This window comes from Pseudomonas baetica, from assembly GCF_002813455.1.
Lineage (GTDB): Bacteria > Pseudomonadota > Gammaproteobacteria > Pseudomonadales > Pseudomonadaceae > Aquipseudomonas > Aquipseudomonas baetica.
This window is the reverse complement of record NZ_PHHE01000001.1, coordinates 1,300,849-1,319,366: the sequence shown is the minus strand read 5'-3', so window position 1 is coordinate 1,319,366 and position 18,518 is coordinate 1,300,849. Positions and strand designations below refer to the sequence as shown.

General features: G+C 59.4%; 16 protein-coding genes. 9 read left to right on the top strand and 7 right to left on the bottom strand.

Going from position 1 to position 18,518, the window contains the following annotated elements; genetic code table 11:
- The 4 genes from nuoK to nuoN are packed head-to-tail and all read left to right on the top strand — an operon-like array spanning window position 1 to window position 5,202.
- Window positions 1-309: an NADH-quinone oxidoreductase subunit NuoK gene (nuoK, locus tag ATI02_RS05940; RefSeq protein ID WP_003223790.1), complete on the top strand. Its 309-nt coding sequence runs from the start codon at window positions 1-3 to the stop codon at window positions 307-309.
- The gene (gene nuoL / locus ATI02_RS05935) at window positions 306-2,159 is read left to right on the top strand and encodes an NADH-quinone oxidoreductase subunit L (RefSeq protein ID WP_095189665.1); all 1,854 of its coding nucleotides are present in this window, start codon (window positions 306-308) and stop codon (window positions 2,157-2,159) included. The genes nuoK and nuoL overlap by 4 nt, the downstream gene beginning before the upstream one ends.
- 39 nt (window positions 2,160-2,198) lie before the next feature.
- Window positions 2,199-3,731, top strand: coding sequence for an NADH-quinone oxidoreductase subunit M (nuoM, locus tag ATI02_RS05930; RefSeq protein WP_095189664.1), 1,533 nt, complete (start codon window positions 2,199-2,201; stop codon window positions 3,729-3,731).
- A gap of 7 nt (window positions 3,732-3,738) precedes the next feature.
- Window positions 3,739-5,202: an NADH-quinone oxidoreductase subunit NuoN gene (nuoN, locus tag ATI02_RS05925; protein ID WP_100845730.1), complete on the top strand. Its 1,464-nt coding sequence runs from the start codon at window positions 3,739-3,741 to the stop codon at window positions 5,200-5,202.
- 68 nt (window positions 5,203-5,270) lie between these two features.
- On the opposite strand, the gene ATI02_RS05920 is transcribed toward nuoN, so the two are convergent.
- Window positions 5,271-5,738, bottom strand: coding sequence for a GNAT family N-acetyltransferase (locus ATI02_RS05920; protein WP_100845729.1), 468 nt, complete (start codon window positions 5,736-5,738; stop codon window positions 5,271-5,273).
- A 489-nt stretch (window positions 5,739-6,227) separates the two neighbouring features.
- Here ATI02_RS05920 and ATI02_RS05915 point away from each other — a divergent pair, with 489 nt between their 5' ends.
- Window positions 6,228-7,553 carry an OprD family porin gene (locus ATI02_RS05915; RefSeq protein WP_100845728.1) on the top strand — a complete coding sequence of 442 codons (1,326 nt, stop codon included), beginning with the start codon at window positions 6,228-6,230 and terminating at the stop codon, window positions 7,551-7,553.
- A gap of 212 nt (window positions 7,554-7,765) precedes the next feature.
- Here the strand turns inward: ATI02_RS05915 and ATI02_RS05905 are convergent, their stop codons facing one another.
- The 6 genes from ATI02_RS05905 to ATI02_RS05880 form a co-directional block, all read right to left on the bottom strand.
- Entirely contained in the window at window positions 7,766-8,146 is a 381-nt protein-coding gene (locus tag ATI02_RS05905) for a DUF6124 family protein (protein WP_100845727.1), read from the bottom strand.
- A 381-nt stretch (window positions 8,147-8,527) separates the two neighbouring features.
- A complete protein-coding gene (locus ATI02_RS05900; RefSeq protein WP_100845726.1) occupies window positions 8,528-8,857 on the bottom strand; it encodes a DUF2790 domain-containing protein in 330 nt (109 codons plus the stop codon).
- Window positions 8,858-8,925: 68 nt separating this feature from the next.
- On the bottom strand, window positions 8,926-9,126 hold the full coding sequence (locus ATI02_RS05895) for a co-regulatory protein PtrA N-terminal domain-containing protein (protein WP_100845725.1): 201 nt from the start codon (window positions 9,124-9,126) through the stop codon (window positions 8,926-8,928).
- A gap of 215 nt (window positions 9,127-9,341) precedes the next feature.
- A complete protein-coding gene (locus ATI02_RS05890) occupies window positions 9,342-12,488 on the bottom strand; it encodes a CusA/CzcA family heavy metal efflux RND transporter (protein WP_100845724.1) in 3,147 nt (1,048 codons plus the stop codon).
- Window positions 12,489-12,503: 15 nt separating this feature from the next.
- The gene (locus ATI02_RS05885) at window positions 12,504-13,697 is read right to left on the bottom strand and encodes an efflux RND transporter periplasmic adaptor subunit (RefSeq protein WP_100845723.1); all 1,194 of its coding nucleotides are present in this window, start codon (window positions 13,695-13,697) and stop codon (window positions 12,504-12,506) included.
- A gap of 49 nt (window positions 13,698-13,746) precedes the next feature.
- Window positions 13,747-14,994, bottom strand: coding sequence for a TolC family protein (locus ATI02_RS05880; RefSeq protein ID WP_100845722.1), 1,248 nt, complete (start codon window positions 14,992-14,994; stop codon window positions 13,747-13,749).
- A gap of 411 nt (window positions 14,995-15,405) precedes the next feature.
- Here ATI02_RS05880 and ATI02_RS05875 point away from each other — a divergent pair, with 411 nt between their 5' ends.
- The 4 genes from ATI02_RS05875 to ATI02_RS05860 all read left to right on the top strand — a co-directional run bounded on the left by ATI02_RS05875 (window position 15,406) and on the right by ATI02_RS05860 (window position 18,451).
- Window positions 15,406-16,080: a heavy metal response regulator transcription factor gene (locus tag ATI02_RS05875; protein ID WP_100845721.1), complete on the top strand. Its 675-nt coding sequence runs from the start codon at window positions 15,406-15,408 to the stop codon at window positions 16,078-16,080.
- Window positions 16,077-17,483, top strand: a complete 1,407-nt coding sequence (locus tag ATI02_RS05870) for a heavy metal sensor histidine kinase (RefSeq protein ID WP_100845720.1) — start codon at window positions 16,077-16,079, stop codon at window positions 17,481-17,483. Before ATI02_RS05875 ends, ATI02_RS05870 begins: the two co-directional genes overlap by 4 nt.
- A gap of 255 nt (window positions 17,484-17,738) precedes the next feature.
- The gene (locus tag ATI02_RS05865) at window positions 17,739-18,077 is read left to right on the top strand and encodes a type II toxin-antitoxin system Phd/YefM family antitoxin (RefSeq protein WP_008083736.1); all 339 of its coding nucleotides are present in this window, start codon (window positions 17,739-17,741) and stop codon (window positions 18,075-18,077) included.
- Window positions 18,074-18,451, top strand: coding sequence for a type II toxin-antitoxin system VapC family toxin (locus ATI02_RS05860; protein ID WP_100845719.1), 378 nt, complete (start codon window positions 18,074-18,076; stop codon window positions 18,449-18,451). Before ATI02_RS05865 ends, ATI02_RS05860 begins: the two co-directional genes overlap by 4 nt.
- Window positions 18,452-18,518: the final 67 nt, after the last annotated feature.

Here is an 18,518-nt window from a genome sequence, read left to right as displayed (position 1 = left end):
ATGCCTGCTATCCCTCTCGAACATGGTTTAGCCGTCGCCGGCATCCTGTTCTGCCTTGGTCTGGTCGGCCTGATGGTCCGCCGCAACATTTTGTTCGTGTTGATGAGTCTGGAAGTGATGATGAACGCCTCTGCACTGGCCTTCATCGTTGCGGGCGCCCGTTGGGGCCAGCCGGATGGACAGATCATGTTCATCCTGGTGATCAGCCTTGCAGCTGCCGAGGCCAGTATTGGTCTGGCGATCCTGCTGCAACTGTATCGCCGCTTCCACACGCTCGATATCGACGCTGCCAGTGAGATGCGCGGATGAACCTAATCTTTCTGACTTTCGTATTCCCCCTGATCGGGTTCCTGCTGCTGTCGTTCTCTCGTGGACGCTGGTCGGAAAACCTTTCGGCGCTGATCGGCGTGGGTTCCATTGGCTTGTCGGCGATTGTCACCGCCTACGTCATCTGGCAATTCAACGTCGCGCCTCCCGAAGGCGGTCACTACACCCTGGTGCTGTGGCAGTGGATGGCGGTGGAAGGCTTCAAGCCTGACTTCGCGCTCTACGTCGACGGCCTGTCGATCACCATGCTCGGCGTGGTGGTAGGCGTAGGTTTCCTGATCCACCTGTTCGCCTCCTGGTACATGCGCGGTGAAGCGGGTTACTCGCGCTTCTTCTCGTACACCAACCTGTTTATCGCCAGCATGCTGTTCCTGGTCCTGGGCGATAACCTGTTGTTCCTGTACTTCGGCTGGGAAGGCGTGGGCCTGTGCTCGTACCTGTTGATCGGTTTCTACTACAGCAACCGCAACAACGGTAACGCCGCACTCAAGGCCTTCATCGTGACCCGGATCGGCGACGTGTTCATGGCCATCGGCCTGTTCATCCTGTTCCAGCAAGTGGGCACGCTGAACATCCAGGAACTGCTGGTGCTGGCACCGCAGAAATTCCAGGTCGGCGACTTCTGGATCACCCTGGCGACTCTGATGCTGCTGGGCGGTGCGGTCGGTAAATCGGCGCAACTGCCGCTGCAAACCTGGCTCGCGGACGCGATGGCCGGTCCTACCCCGGTTTCGGCACTGATCCACGCCGCGACCATGGTGACCGCAGGTGTTTACCTGATCGCGCGTACCCACGGTTTGTTCACCCTGGCGCCGGACATCCTGCACCTGGTCGGCATCGTTGGTGGTGTGACGCTGGTACTCGCCGGTTTCGCCGCTCTGGTTCAAACCGACATCAAACGTATCCTCGCCTACTCGACCATGAGCCAGATCGGCTACATGTTCCTGGCGCTGGGCGTTGGCGCATGGGATGGCGCGATCTTCCACCTGATGACCCACGCCTTCTTCAAGGCGCTGCTGTTCCTTGCTTCCGGTGCGGTGATCGTTGCCTGCCACCACGAGCAGAACATCTTCAAGATGGGCGGTCTGTGGAAGAAACTGCCACTGGCCTACGCCAGCTTCATCGTCGGCGGCGCGGCACTGGCTGCTTTGCCATTGGTAACCGCAGGCTTCTACTCCAAGGACGAAATCCTCTGGGAAGCGTTCGCCAGCGGCAACCACGGTCTGCTCTACGCAGGTCTGGTCGGCGCGTTCATGACCTCGCTGTACACCTTCCGCCTGATCTTCATCACGTTCCACGGTGAAGCCAAGACTGAAGCGCACGCCGGTCACGGTATCGCTCACTGGTTGCCGCTGTCGGTGCTGATCGTGCTGTCGACGTTCATCGGCGCCATGATCGTTCCACCGCTGCACGGCGTACTGCCAGAAAGCGTTGGCCATGCCGGTGGCGAAGCCAAGCACAGTCTGGAAATTGCGTCGGGCGCCATCGCCCTGGCCGGTATCCTGCTGGCGGCCCTGCTGTTCCTCGGCAAGCGTCGCTTCGTCACGGCGATTGCCAACAGCGGCGTCGGGCGTTTCCTGTCGGCCTGGTGGTTCGCTGCCTGGGGCTTCGACTGGATCTACGACAAACTGTTCGTCAAGCCGTACCTTGCGATCAGCCACATCCTGCGCAAAGACCCACTCGACCAGACCATCGGTCTGATCCCGCGTATGGCCAAGGGTGGTCACACTGCCCTGAGCCGCACCGAGACCGGTCAACTGCGTTGGTACGCTGCTTCGATGGCTGCTGGTGCCGTGCTGGTTATTGGCGCCATCGTGCTGGTAGCGGTCTGATATGAACCTTGCGAATTTGCGAAAGGAAACGAGCCCGTCATGATTCTGCCTTGGCTAATCCTGATCCCCTTCATCGGCGGCCTGCTGTGCTGGATGGGTGAGCGCTTCGGCGCTACCCTGCCCCGCTGGATTGCGCTGATCACCATGTCCCTGTTGCTCGCGATCGGCCTCTGGCTGTGGGCAACCGGCAACTATTCATTTGCCCCGGCGCCTGGCGCCGATCCGACCTGGGCGCTTGAGTTCAAGCACATCTGGATCGCGCGTTTCGGCATCAGCGTGCACCTGGCCCTCGACGGCCTGTCGCTGTTGATGATCCTGCTGACCGGTCTGCTGGGTATCCTCTCGGTACTCTGCTCGTGGAAAGAGATTCAACGTCACGTTGGCTTCTTCCACCTGAACCTGATGTGGATCCTGGGCGGTGTTGTCGGCGTGTTCCTCGCCCTCGACCTGTTCATGTTCTTCTTCTTCTGGGAAATGATGCTGGTGCCGATGTACTTCCTCATCGCGCTCTGGGGTCACAGTTCTTCGGACGGCAAGAAAACCCGGATCTACGCAGCAACCAAGTTCTTCATCTTCACTCAGGCTTCCGGCCTGATCATGCTGGTGGCGATCCTCGGTCTGGTACTGGTCAACTTCAACAACACTGGCGTGATTACCTTCAACTACGCCGACCTGTTGAAAACCAAGATGTCGATGACCACCGAGTACATCCTGATGCTCGGCTTCTTCATCGCCTTCGCGGTCAAGCTGCCGGTTGTACCGTTCCACTCCTGGTTGCCTGATGCGCACGCCCAGGCGCCGACCGCAGGTTCCGTCGACCTCGCCGGTATCTTGCTGAAAACCGCGGCTTACGGCCTGCTGCGTTTCGCCCTGCCGCTGTTCCCGAATGCCTCGGCCGAGTTCGCGCCGATCGCCATGACCCTCGGTCTGATCGGGATCTTCTACGGTGCGTTCCTGGCGTTCGCGCAAACCGACATCAAGCGTCTGATCGCCTTCTCTTCCGTTTCCCACATGGGCTTCGTGTTGATCGGCATCTACTCCGGCAGCCAACTGGCCCTGCAAGGTGCAGTGATCCAGATGCTGGCGCACGGTGTTTCGGCAGCCGCACTGTTTATCCTCAGCGGTCAGTTGTACGAGCGTCTGCACACTCGTGACATGCGTGAGATGGGCGGTCTGTGGTCGCGTATTGCTTACCTGCCGGCGATCAGCCTGTTCTTTGCAGCCGCGTCGTTGGGCTTGCCGGGCACGGGTAACTTTGTCGGTGAGTTCCTGATCCTGATCGGTTCTTTCGCGAGCTGGCCTTGGATCACTGCGATTGCCACTTCCGGTCTGGTGTTCGGTTCGGTCTACTCGCTGATCATGATCCACCGTGCGTACTTCGGTCCGTCGAAATCGGATTCGATTCTGCACGGTATGGACGCTCGCGAACTGATCATGGTGTTGGGCCTTGCGGTGTTGCTGATCTACATCGGCGTGTACCCGCAACCGTTCCTCGACACTTCTGCCGCCACGATGCATGGCGTACAGCAGTGGCTCGGCACCGCCTTCACTCAACTCGCTTCGGCCCGGTAAGAGCGCTATGGAATTCACGATTCAACACTTTATTGCGCTTGCGCCACTGTTGATCACCAGCCTCACCATTATCGTGGTGATGCTGGCAATCGCCTGGCGCCGCAATCACTCGCAGACCTTCCTGATCTCGGTCGCCGGTCTGAACCTGGCCTTGCTGTCGATCCTGCCTGCCTTGAAAGTCGCGCCTCTGGCCGTGACCCCATTGCTGCAGATCGATGCGTTCGCCTGCCTGTACATGGCGCTGATCCTGGTCGCCACCCTCGCTTGCGTCACCCTCGCCCACGCCTATCTGGGCGATGGCGGCTCGGGTTACCCGGGCAACCGTGAAGAACTGTACCTGCTGATCCTGATGGCCGCCGCCGGTGGTCTGGTTCTGGTCAGCGCGCAGCACCTGGCCGGGTTGTTCATCGGTCTGGAACTGCTCTCGGTGCCGGTCTACGGTCTGGTGGCTTACGCCTTCTTCAACAAGCGCTCGCTGGAAGCCGGCATCAAATACATGGTGCTGTCGGCCGCCGGTTCCGCGTTCCTGCTGTTCGGTATGGCGCTGCTGTACGCAGACGCCGGTTCGCTGAGCTTCGTCGGTATCGGTCAGGCCCTGGCCGCGACCGGTCTGCCTAGCCCGCTGGCACAACTGGGCCTGGGCATGATGCTGATCGGTCTGGCGTTCAAGCTTTCGCTGGTACCGTTTCACCTGTGGACGCCGGACGTTTACGAAGGTGCTCCGGCACCGGTCGCTGCGTTCCTTGCGACTGCGTCCAAGGTTGCCGTGTTTGCGGTGATGGTGCGTCTGTTCCAGATCTCCCCTGCCGCGAGCAGTGGCGTACTGAGCGACGTGCTGAGCGTGATCGCCGTCGCTTCGATCCTGTTCGGTAACCTGCTGGCCCTGACCCAGAGCAACCTCAAGCGTCTGCTCGGTTACTCGTCCATCGCGCACTTCGGCTACCTGCTGATTGCACTGGTGGCGAGCAAGGGTCTGGCGGTGGAAGCCATCGGCGTGTACCTGGTCACCTACGTGATCACCAGCCTCGGCGCGTTCGGCGTGATCACCCTGATGTCCTCGCCGTACAACGGCCGTGACGCCGACGCGCTGTACGAGTACCGCGGCCTGTTCTGGCGCCGTCCGTACCTGACCGCCGTACTGACCGTGATGATGCTGTCCCTGGCCGGTATCCCGCTGACCGCGGGCTTCATCGGCAAGTTCTACATCATCGCCACCGGTGTCGAATCGCACCAATGGTGGCTGGTGGGTTCGCTGGTACTGGGCAGCGCCATCGGCGTCTTCTACTACCTGCGCGTGATGGTCACCCTGTACCTGATCGAGCCGAACCTGCGTCGCCACGATGCCGAGTTGCACTGGGAACAGAAGGCGGGCGGCGTGATGCTGCTGGCCATCGCCCTGGTGGCGTTCTTCCTCGGCGTTTACCCGCAGCCATTGCTGACGCTGGTTCAGCAGGCGGGCCTGGCGGGCTGATCGCTCGGCTGGCTACACATGAAAACGGCACCTTCGGGTGCCGTTTTTTTTGTGCGGTCTCTTGATCTTTATCGCAACGCTTTCACCAATGGCACACACGCCAGTTGCAGACCCGAAGGCGATTGATAAATCGCACTCCCCTCGCCGATGTAACCGCAACGCCGGTAAAAATCGACAGCGTTCAACGTCGCGTCCAGACAGACCTCTGTCAGCCCCAGCGCCCTCGCCAGATCTTCAAGAAAGTGCAGAACCTGTTTGCCCAGTCCGCGCTGCATGAAATCCGGATGAATGAAGATTGCACCGATTTCACGATACTCCAGATCAAGCATTCCGGTTGCCACTGGCTCGTCCTCAACCCAGCCCAGATAGAAATGCTTTTCCATGAGCGTGTCGTAACCGTCCTCAGCCGAGCCCTTGGTCCAGTCGTGCATTTGCTGCTCGGTGTAGGCACCGATGCATTGATGCCTGATCGCCAAGCGTCGTATGTCGAATGCGGTTTGGGCGTCATTCGTGGTGGCTCTTCTGATCTCGAACATATCTCTCTCCATGAGCCATGTGCAGACAGGAAATGAAAAAGCCCCGTCCATTGCTGGCGGGGCTTCGGGTACACGTCAAATGACAAACACGTATGACCTTATGGCCCGCCGGAAGCGGTCATGCAGGAGCACATCATGGTCATTCGATTTTGGGTGTTCATGGGGCGATAGTGCTGTGAATTGTTCCAGTACGTCAATCGCGAAGTCGCTTGGTGGGAGCGAGCCTGCTCGCGAAGGCGTCGGCACTTCCACCATCCTCAGTGCCTGACACTCCGCTATCGCGAGCAGGCTCGCTCCCACAGGTTTGTGTGGAACTCACAAACTCCAGGTACACCCACATGACGAAATTGTAATTCCCTCATCACCTTGGCGTTATCCGCAGCTTGCAACGATGTCCCCCGGCGACCATGCCGACGAGCCCCATGCCCGTCGAACAATAAAACCCACGCCGAAGCACGTTCCCGTTCTGCCGAACCCAAGGAGTGTTTGATGGTTAACAATACAAAAATGTCGATGGCCGCTTTAGCGGTGGTGGTTGGCTCCGGGCCGTCCATGGTGTTTGCAGAAGAAAAAGCCGAAGGCTTTATCGAAGGCAGCAGCCTGACGGTGCTCAACCGTAATTTCTATTTCAATCGTGAGCACCGCAACGGCCAGTCCAGCCCGACCGGCAACGGTTATTCCGAAGCCTGGTCGCATGCGGTGATCAGCAAGTTCGAATCCGGCTTTACCCAAGGCACCGTCGGGGTCGGTGTTGATGCGTTTGCGATGATCGGTTTGAAACTCGACACCGGTGACGGGCGCAACGGTGGGCGCAGTTCGTTTGATGTGCTGCCGGTCAACAGTGACGGCGAGGCGCGGGACGAATACACCAAGGTCGGGGGCGCGGCGAAAGTGCGGGCATTCGATACGGTGGTCAAGGTCGGTGACGTGTTCCCGGCCAACCCGGTAGTGGCGGCGGGTGACTCTCGTTTGCTGCCAGAAAGCTTTCGCGGGGTGACGGCGACCAACACCAGTATTGAAGGCCTGTCGGTTCAGGGCGGTCGACTGCACGCGATGAGCCAACCGGTGTCCAGCGACATGCGCGAGAACTTCGCGACCTTCTATGCCGGCCCGGTCAATTCGCCGTGGATCGCTTACGGCGGCGGCGATTATGTGCTGAACAAAAACCTCAGTTTCAGCCTGTACTCCAGTCGCCTCAAGGATGCCTGGAATCAGTACTACGCCGGCGCCGCGTGGACGTATCCGCTGTCGGATGACTTGTCACTGTTTGGTGGTTTGAATTACTACAAGGCAGTCGACGAGGGCAAACAACTACTCGGCGAGTTCGACAACAACATCTGGAGCGGCCGTGTCGGGGTAAAACTCGGCGCGCATTCCGTCGCCCTCTCGCACCAACGCAACAACGGCAACGACGATTTCGATTACCTGCGCCAGTCCGACTCGATCTTCCTCGACAACTCCATCCAGTACAGCGACTTCAACTCGCCCAAGGAACGTTCATGGATGGTGCGCTACGACCTCGACATGAGCACTTACGGCGTACCGGGCTTGTCGTTCATGACCCGCTACGCGCGCGGCACCGACGCCGACTATTCCAACGCCAACGCCGTGTACATGCGCCGCGATGCAGTAGGTAATCCGCTGACCGATCAGAAGCGCTGGGAGCGGGATATCGAAGTCAAATACGTGGTGCAGAGCGGTTCGTTGAAGGACATGTCATTGCGCTTGCGCCAGGCCACCACTCGCGCCACGGCGTTCGAGTCGGATCTGGATGAAGTGCGGGTGATTGTCGAGTATCCGTTGGCGATTCTCTGAGTTCACGAGCAATGCACATTCACCTTTGGAAGCTCCTTGCTCCTTTGGAAAGAGGTGAATTTTTTGGCGTCCTTTGGGGCGCCTTTTTTATGTCCGGACTTCAACGCAACGCCAAAACCTGTGGGAGCGAGCCTGCTCGCGAAGACGTCGGCACAGCCAACGCCATCGTCGGTTGACTCACCGCTTTCGCGAGCAGGCTCGCTCCCACACGATTATGCGCTGGGCTCGACGTTATCCAGCGCCCTGTTCACCGCCAGTTCACCAAGCATGACGACTTGGGCGATCCCCAGCAACGTCTTGCGATGCGTGCCTTGCAGCAGCGCCGCGAAGTCGCCGAGCATGACGCTGGCCGAGCCCAGGGATTCGCTGGCGTTGGCCAGCAGGGATTCGGTGTCGGCCTTCGGATTGACCTGGAACATCTGGTTCTGGACGTAGGGCGTGGTCATGATCGCTGCCGTGGGTTTGAGGTAAAAGTCGAGGGCGCGGTCGGCGGCTTCGTGGAGTTTGCGGGTGTCTTCGCCAGCGTAGGGGGACGTTGTATTGGCGTCCGCAGGGACGGTTGTTTCGGGCGGATTGGGTGTTGGCTTTTTCATGTTGTTTCTCCTTCTGAACGTTGGAGCTGACCCATTCGGTTCCACGCGAAGGGGTGGCAGCTGTACGCAGGTTGGAACCCGGGGAACGGAGAAACCCGGCAGACTCGAAGTCTCCCGCGCACAGCCGCCATAACAGCGTGCACACCATGAAGGTGCGCAAGCATACGTCATGAAAGACGCTTTGGCGCTGATACGTTCTCCGGGGTTCCAATCCCGATCGCTGATTGGGCAGCGACGTTCACAGCCTAGAGAGCCGACGTCCGACGGACAACCTGAAAACATTGTGGGAAGGTTCTGTATTTCCCACACAACCTTTAAACATCCCGAATCGAAATACACATCGTCATATCGAAATCCCCCCGTGTTTTGATCTTTGCCAGATCACCCGCGCTGGCGGCAATCGCCGGCCACGGTGTATCTGAGGGTGTTGAGCTGACCCTTCGAATCTTCGTAGGTCATGGCAGTGGGGACGACGGCGCAAGTCGCCGGCGGCTTGATGACGCTCACCACTTTGACCACATCCAGCTTCATCCCGTACGCGTAATCCTTCACCACTGGCGGCGCTTTGCCCTGGTTGGCGGCGTATTGCGCCATGGCTTTGGCGTTGGCACTGAATGCGCGCTCAAACGTGCGGTCACCACCGCCCTCGGCCAGCACATTAATGGACATCGCCATCACCCCGGCGAACACCATCCACTTGATCAACTTCATGTTCAATTCCTCCATAAAAAAGCCCGGCATCGATGCGCGATGCCAGGCTTGTTCCAGCGTGGCTGCGTTTACAGGTCTTGAGCCTTGTCGTCTTTCTTGTCATTGACGACGACCGGGTCGCGGGCCTGTTCCCGGGCGACAAACAGCTCTACGGAGCGGTCATTGGCGGTCATCATTTTTTCGAAGGTGCGGTCGCCGCCACCTTCGGCCATGGCCAGGGAAGACAGCGCCAGGGCGGCGGTGAAGGCACTGATCTGAGCGAATTTCATGTTTGATTCCTCGTTTAAGTAGCTGACGGGATCAAGGTAACAATCCGAACCTATCGTGACGGTGGCGGGGAAATTACATATCCGTTATCTCCCGGATCAGCGCACGGAAACCCTGTGGGAGCGAGCCTGCTCGCGAAAGCGGTGGTTCAGTCACATCATTGTTGACTGACAGATCGCCTTCGCGAGCAGGCTCGCTCCCACAGGGGGATCACCTATTATGTGGAGACCGTGTCCTCATCCCGGCGATGGGCGAGTTGGTACAGCGCCGGCAAGATCAGCAACGTGAGGATCGTGGAGGACAGGATTCCACCGATCACTACGGTTGCGAGCGGCCGCTGCACTTCCGCACCCGTGCCGGTCGCCAGCGCCATCGGGATGAAGCCCAGCGACGCCACCAGCGCCGTCATCAACACCGGGCGCAATCGCGTCAGCGCACCGACGTTGATCGCCTCAGTGAGCGACCGCCCCTCCTCGCGCAGATTGCGAATGAACGCGATCATCACCAAGCCGTTGAGTACCGCCACCCCGGACAACGCAATAAACCCGACGCCCGCCGAGATCGACAGCGGAATATCGCGCAACCACAGCGCCATGACGCCCCCGGTCAACGCAAACGGAATCCCGGTAAACACCAGCAAGCCATCCTTGAGATTGTTGAACATCATGAACAACAAGCCGAACACCAGCAGCAACGCCACCGGCACCACGATCTGCAAGCGCTTGGCTGCTGATTGCAGTTGTTCGAACTGCCCACCCCAACTGGTCCAGTAACCGGCCGGGACTTGCACCTCACGTTCGATCACTTCGCCCGCCTCTGCAACGAATGAACCGATGTCCCGCCCGCGCACGTTGGCGCTGACGATCACCAAGCGCTTGCCGTTTTCGCGGCTGACCTGATTCGGCCCCAGCACCAGGTCGAGGCTGGCGACGTCTTGCAGTGCGATGAAACCGATCTGATTGGCCGTACCATTTACCGCCGGCACCGGAATCAACAGCGCCGACAGCCCGTCGATGTCCTTGCGCATGGCATCGGACAAACGCACGACCATGTCGAAACGCCGATCCCCTTCATACAAGGTCCCGGCCTGACGACCGCCCACTGCCACGGCAATGGTGTCCTGCACATCCCCCACGTTCAGCCCGTAACGCGCCGCTTTGTCGCGATCAATGTTGATGGTCAACACCGGCAACCCGGTGGTTTGCTCGACCTTCACCTCAGAGGCGCCGTTAACCTTCTGCATGGCCGCTGCAATCTTCGCCGCCGTGGCGTTCAGCACGTCCATGTCATCGCCAAACACCTTCACTGCCACGTCACTGCGCACGCCGGAGATCAGCTCGTTGAAGCGCAGTTGAATCGGTTGCGACAGCTCATAGTTGCTGCCCGGCAAAGTCGCGGCGGCGGCTTGCAGTTCGGCCATCAGGGTGTCGCGGGACTTGCCCGGATCCGGCCATTGCGCTTTCGGTTTGAGCATCACGTAGCTGTCGGAGATGTTCGGCGGCATCGGGTCGGAGGCGATTTCCGCCGTGCCGGTACGCGCGAAGACGCGTTCGACTTCCGGCACCCTGGCCAGAATCAGGGTTTCCAGACGCTGCTGCATATCGACCGATTGCGTCAGGCTGGTGCCCGGTACGCGCAAGGCTTGCAGGGCGAAATCGCCTTCACTGAGGCTCGGCACAAACTCGCTGCCCATGCGGCTGGTGAGCACGCCGCTGAGCACAATCACGCCCAACGCCGCGCCCACAGCGACGGCGCGATGCGACATCACCCACGCCAGGGCCGGCGCATAAACGCGACGTGCGCCACGCATCACCGCGCCCTCTTCTTCCTTGACCTTGCCAGTCACGAACAGCGCAATCGCCGCCGGGACAAAAGTCACCGACAACAGCATGGCACCGAGCAACGCAATCACCACAGTGAACGCCATCGGGTGGAACATTTTCCCTTCAACGCCGCTCAGGGCGAAGATCGGCAGGTACACGACCATGATGATCAACTGGCCAAAAATCAGCGGCCGCCGTGCTTCTTTGGCGGCCGCAAACACTTCCTTGAAACGCTCGGCACGCGTCAACAATCGCCCATGGTGCTGCTGCGCATGAGCGAGTCGGCGCAGGGTATTTTCGACAATCACCACCGCGCCATCGACGATGATGCCGAAGTCGAGCGCGCCGAGGCTCATCAGGTTGGCGCTGACTTTGTTGCTGAACATGCCGGTGAAGGTGAACAGCATCGACAGCGGGATCACCATCGCCGTGATCAGCGCCGCGCGGATGTTGCCGAGGAACAGGAACAGAATCGCGATCACCAGAATCGCGCCTTCGATGAGGTTTTTCTTCACCGTGGCAATGGCTTTGTCGACCAGGTGCGTGCGGTCGTAAACCGGCACGGCGATCACGCCGTTGGGCAACGATTTGTTGATCTGTTCGAGCTTGCTGGCGACCGCTTGCGAGACCGTGCGGCTGTTCTCGCCGATCAGCATGAACACCGTGCCAAGCACCACTTCACGACCATTTTCCGTGGCCGCGCCGCTGCGCAGTTCGCGGCCGATTTGCACGGTGGCGACATTCTTGATGCGGATCGGCGTGCCGTCGACGTTGGCCATGACAATGTTGGCGATGTCCTCGGTGCTCGCCACTTGGCCCGGCGCACGAATCAGCAACTGCTCGCCGCTGCGCTCGATGTAACCGGCGCCGACGTTGGCGTTGTTGCGCTCAAGCGCGGTGACCAGATCGGTGAGGGTCAGCTTGTACGCGGCCAGGCGTTTCGGGTCCGGGGCAATCTGATATTCCTTGGCGAAACCACCGATGGTGTTGATCTCGGCCACGCCCGGCACGTTGCGCAATTGCGGCTTGATGATCCAGTCCTGAATCACCCGCAGATCGGTCGGCGTGTAAGCGCTACCGTCATCCTTGAGAGCGCCCTCCTGCGCCTCGACCGTCCACAAAAAGATCTCGCCGAGGCCGGTGGAAATTGGTCCCATGACCGCTTCCGCGCCTTCGGGCAATTGCTCTTTGGCGATCTGCAAGCGCTCGTTGACCAATTGGCGGGCGAAGAACAGGTCGGTGCCGTCCTTGAAGATCACCGTGACTTGCGACAGGCCGGAGCGCGACAGTGAACGGGTCTGTTCGAGTGCCGGCAGACCGGCCATCGCGGTTTCAATCGGGAAGGTGATGCGCTGCTCGGTTTCCAGCGGCGAGAACCCGGCGGCGCCGGTGTTGATCTGCACCTGGACGTTGGTGATGTCGGGCACGGCGTCGATCGGCAGTTTCTGATAACTGGCGATGCCGAGGCCGGCCATGAGCAGAACGGCGAGCAGGACGATGATGCGCTGCTCGATGGCAAACTGGATCAGGCGTTCGAACATGGGGACCTTCCAGAATTAATGACTGTGCTCGGCCGAGGCTTTGCCCAGTTCCGATTTGAGGACGAAGCTGCCGGCGCTGGCGACTTGCGCGCCGGCCTCCAGGCCTTGGGTGATTTCCACCTGCCCCGCCGCGCGAATGCCCAGTTCCACCGCTTGCGCTTTGAAGCCGTCGTCGGTGCGCACAAACACCGTGGGTTTGTCCTCGACGGTCTGGATTGCGGTTTCCGGCACCGCGACTTGCGCCTGACGGCTGTCGGTCGCCACCAGCGCGGTGACGAACAGGCCGGGGCGCCACGAGCCTTGCGGGTTCTCCAGGGTGACGCGCACGGTCGCCGTGCGGGTTTGCTCGCCAAGCAGACTGCCGACGTAGGCCACGCTGCCGGTGACTTGCGCATTCAATTCCGGCGCGCTGACGGTGACGGCTTTGCCCACTTGCACCTTGGTCAAGTCCTTGGGTGAAACGCCGAACGTCACCCACACCCGCGACAAATCCGAGAGCGTGAAGGCCGCTGTGGTTTCATCAACCACCTCCCCCGGCGTCAGGTGTTTTTCCACCACGACACCATCGAACGGCGCGCGCAATTCGTAGCGATTGCCGCCGGTGGCGACGACGCTGCCGCTGAGCACGCTAATTTTTTGCCGGGCGTTGCTGACGGCAATTTCGGCTTCCTCCAAAGCTTGGCGCGCCTGAAGGAAATCCTGCTCGGCGGAGATCTTGTCCTGCCACAGCTTCTTTTCGCGCTCATAGGTGGTGCGCGCCAAGGCCAAACGGCGTTGCGCTGCCGCCTGCTCGCTGCGTTGATCGGAGATCTGCTGACTGGCGATGACCGCCAGTAACTGGCCCTTCTTCACCATTTGCCCGAGGTTGACCGCCACCGCCTCGACCACGCCCGGCACACGCGGCACGACGTGGGCGGTGCGATCTTCGTCGAAACGCACTTCGCCGGGGAACGGCAAGCCGAGGCTGATGTTTTGCCGTTTCGCTTCAGCCAGTTGAATGCCGGCGGCGGTGATCTGCTCGGCGGTCAGTTCGATGTGCCCTTCTTCGTCATGCTCGCTTTCAGCGGCGGCGCCCTCCTGCGCATGATCGGCGTGATCCGCCGCTTCGTCGGCATGCGCGTCGATGGAGGCATTGCCCGACCACATCGAGCCCACACCAATGCCCAGCGCCAACGTCGCCGCAGCGACCACAATCAGTTTTTTGTCCATGGAAACTCCTCTGCGCCGTGCCATCGCGCAGTGCTCAAAAAGATGAAATTCAAGGGCTGACGGCGAGCTCGCCGAAGATCCGTTCGATGCGTGCGCGGGCGTCGGTGGCTTCGCTGACGGCCTGGATGTATTGGCTACGCGCGGCGATCAGCGTGCGCTGCGCATCGAGTACATCGAGGAAGCCAAACTTGCCCATTTCGAAACCGCGCGTGGCGCTGTCCACCGCACGTTGCGCGGCGGGCAGGATGGTCTGGTTGAACGCGCTGACTTCGCCGTTGGCGGTCTGCCATTGCGCCAACGTGGTCTGGATCTCCGTGCGTAAACGCAGCTCGGTGGCGTTACGCAGATCCCGCGCCTGATCAGTACGCCGCGCCGCCGCCAGCACGTTGCCCTGATTGCGGTTGAACAGCGGAATCGGCATCGACAGTCCGACCACGTTGACCCGTTCGCGCTCGGTTTCGCTGTATTGGCTGCCCAGGCTTACGGTCAGGTCGGGGATACGCTGGGACTTTTCCAGGCCCAACGACGCTTCGCGTTGATCGATCTGTAGTTTGGCCAGACGCAACTCGGCGGTTTCGTTAAGACGATCAAGCAGTCGGGCTGGCGGTGGCACGACGGCGAGCCTTTGCGTGGCGGCTTGTACATTTGTCGAGGTCGGCAACGGTGCGCCCATGACCTGCGCCAATTGTTGGTAGGCGTTGGCCTGGTCACGTTCGGCGCGGCTCAGCTCAAGGCGCACTTCCGAGAGTTGCACCTGCGCCCGTGTGCCTTCGACGGGCGAGGATTTGCCGGCCTCAATCCGTCCTTGCGCAACGCGCAAACCGTGCTCGGCCAATTGCATGGATTGGCGGGACAACTGCAAGCGCTGTTGCGCAGTCTGGGCGCTGTTGAACGCTTGAATCACATCGGCGCGCAAGGCATTGCGCTTGCGCTCCAGCTCAATGCCGGCGGCGTCCTGTGCACGGCTGGCGACATCGATGCGGGCACCACGTTTGCCGCCCAGTTCGATCGGCTGGCTGAGCATCACTGTGGTGGTGCGCGAATCGCGGCGGGTGTCTTCGGCCTCCCACGAGACTTCAGGGTTGGGGATCAGGCCAGCCTGTTTGCGGTCACCCTCGGCGATGCCGATTTCCCATTGGGCAGCGGCCAGATCCGGGTTGCCGGCGAATGCCGATTGCAGGGCTTGTTCGAGGGTCAGAGTCGAGGCACTGGCAAGGTTGGTGCTGGCCAACAACAGAATGCCGCTGGCTATTTTTTTCAGGCGTGATCGCGCCATCAGTTCTGTTAAACCGGGCAATGGAAGACTTCCTTTAATCAAGAATCTTTGATGCCGCCACGGTAGGGTTTTGAACTTATCGACAAGGTGACTGGAAGATTACAAATCCGTTATCCACGGTTGCAGGAAGTTATTTTGCTCTAGCATGCACAGTACGCAACGCAACTATGCAATACATGGAAACAAATACGCCGAAGTTATCCGCCCAACAGCACTTGCCTGAACGCAATACATAGCTATTTGCATCTCCCTGCTGCGACAGGCTGTCGCAGATGGCCGAATTAAAGAGGTCAAACGTTGACCCTGTAGCCACTACAGCGTTTACCGTGCACCTCACTCAGTTATTGACTCCACCCGGAAGTCCCTACAAAAACAATAACTTTCCCGGCCACCCTTAATTAAATATCCATTAAATAAAAGTGGTGATAGATCATGCGAATCCTTGTGATCGAGGACGAGCTTAAAGCTGCCGAATACTTGCATCAGGGTTTGACCGAAAGTGGTTATATCGTCGACCGCGCCGCCACTGGCGCCGACGGCCTGCATCTGGCGCAACAACAGGTTTATGACCTGATCATTCTCGACGTCAATCTGCCGGAACTCGACGGCTGGGGCGTGCTGGAGCAACTGCGCCGCACTCACTCCACGCGAGTGATGATGCTCACCGCGCGCGGACGTCTGGCCGACAAGATTCGCGGCCTCGATCTGGGCGCCGATGACTATCTGGTCAAACCGTTCGAGTTCCCCGAACTGCTGGCGCGGGTGCGCACATTGATGCGCCGCAGCGAAAACATCCCGGTACCGCAAGTGCTGAAAGTCGCCGATCTGGAACTCGACCCGGGCCGTCATCGCGCGTTTCGCGGCGCGCAGCGCATCGACCTGACCACCAAGGAATTCGCCCTGCTGCATCTGCTGATGCGCCAGTCCGGCGAAGTGCTGACCCGCACGCAGATCATTTCGCTGGTATGGGACATGAATTTCGACTGCGACACCAACGTGGTCGAGGTGTCGATCCGCCGGTTACGGGCGAAGATCGATGAGCCGTTCGACAATAAGTTGATTCACACCCTGCGCGGTGTCGGCTACGTGCTGGAGGCGCGCGAATGAAGCCCGCCAGCCTGTCGATGCGCCTGGGTTTGACGGTGAGTATTCTCGGTGCGCTGCTGGTGGTGTTTCTGGCGATCCTCGCTTATTTCGCCCTGACCCATGAACTGAATGCGCTTTCCAGAGACAGCCTTGAAAAGAAAATGCAACAGGTCGAACACAGCCTGTCGCTGTACGTCGACGCCAACGAAATCAGCGGTAAACCACATATTTTGCTCGATCAGGTAATGGGCCACGACAACCTCACGCTGACCATTTACGACCGCCTCAATCAACGCTCGCCGCTGCTCAAATCCGGCTCTGGCCTGGCCGATCCACGGGTTGAATTGAAGGCGGTTCGCGCGACCACAGATCAGTTGGCCTACAGCGACAGCACCGACACTGACGGGAAGAAATTCCTCACCGCCTCCAAACTGATTCGCCTCAAGGACGGCAACAGCGTGCCAGTGCTGTTGTCGGTGGATAACGCCCACGATGAGGCGTTGCTCAGCGCCTACTTGCGCTCGACGCTGATTGCCTTGCCGCTGTTGCTGGTGTTCATCGGCCTCACGGCGTGGGGCGCGGTGCAACGCGGATTGGCGCCGATGCGCGAATTTCGCAAAGTCGCGGCGATGGTCTCGACCCAAGATCTGGATCATCGACTGTCAGTGGTGAACATGCCGCAGGAGCTGAGCGAACTGGCGCACGGCATCAACTTCATGCTGCATCGGCTGGATGCCGGGGTGCAGCAGTTGTCGCAGTTTTCTGATGATCTGGCCCATGAGTTACGCACGCCGATCAATAACCTGATGGGCAAGGCGCAGGTGACCTTGTCCCGCGAGCGCTCGGTGGAGGAATACAAGGATGTGCTGGTGTCATGCACCGAAGAACTGGAACGTGTAGCGCGGATAGTGTCGGACATGTTGTTTCTGGCGCAGGTGAGTCATCCGTCGGCGCTGGCGCCGTTTGAATCGGTGGCGCTGAAGGTTGAAGTGACGAAAGTGGCGGAGATGTTTTCGTTGTCGGCGCAGGATAAGGGCATTCATTTGAACGTGGTCGGGAGCGCGACGGTGCTGGGTGATCGGCTGATGATTCAGCGGGCGATTTCCAATTTGTTGTCGAATGCTTTGCGGCACTGCCCCAACGGGAAAACCGTCACGTTGTTGATAGAACAAGGGGCGACGCACACGTCGTTGCTAGTGAGCAATCCCGGCGCCGGGATCGAAGCGGCGCACTTGCCGTATCTGTTTGACCGCTTCTACCGCGTTGATAGCAGTCGCTCAAGATCGCAGGGCAGCACCGGATTGGGGTTGGCGATCGTGCGCTCGATCATGAGCCTGCATCAGGGCGTGGCGGAAGTTAAGAGTTTGCCGGGGGTAATGACTGTGTTCCGCCTGGGCTTCCCCACCACCGAATCATCCGTGTAGGAGCTGCCGCAGGCTGCGATCTTTTGCTCTTGTTTTTAAATCAAGATCAAAAGATCGCAGCCTGCAACAGCTCCTACATAGATTTTCGGACATCGTGTCGGCCGATATTTTCGTACGATTTTTTACCGATTTGCTCCCGTCCCCACACAAACGCCGAAAGCTCTCGCCGCAACCTCCGTTTTGTCCTACAGCCAGTTTGAGTACATAGCTCTATGGTGGAGGCATGGCAGATGGAAAACCGACGAGAGGCTAAAAATGAACAGGGATATCGTTTGCGAATGGGCTGAAGAAGTCTATGGTTTGGCAGCGTTGAAATATTCTGGCTATATTTGTCCAGAATACAGGGGTGAGCTGATGATCATCGTTCCGCTGGCTGAAGCCAAAAACAATTTATCCAAACTCGTCGATGATGCCGCTGCTGGCCAAGTCATCACGATTGCCAAGCATGGGCGGGCGATGGCCCGCCTCGTTCCCGTAGGAAAACCCAGCGCTCAGCGTATTGGCGCAATGAAAGGCAAACTGGTGTTGCCCGACGATTTCGACTCACCATTGCCCGATGACATGCTTGATGCATTTGAGGGCACTCAAGTATGAGGCTTCTGCTCGACACGCACATTTTGCTCTGGACGCTCAGTGATGACGCCAGACTGTCCGGCAAAGCCAGAAAATTGATTGAGAACGCCGCCGAAATCTACATCAGCGCCGCCACCTTCTGGGAAATGGCGATCAAGGTCGGGCTCGGCAAGCTGAATGTTGATCTGGAAGAAGTCCGCCAATATTGTCTCGACAGTGGCTTTATCGAACTGCCAGTGACTGCAGAGCACGCCATCGCCGTTAAGGATCTTGAGCACCATCACCGTGATCCGTTTGACCGCATTATCGTGGCCACAGCAATGACCGAACCGATGAAGTTGCTCACAGCTGATCCTTTGGTTGCTCGGTACACCGATCTGGCTGTTTTAGTCTAACCACCGCCCCTGAACCTGTGGGAGCCAGCCTGTTGACGATGGCGGCGGGTCAGTCGATAACAATGTT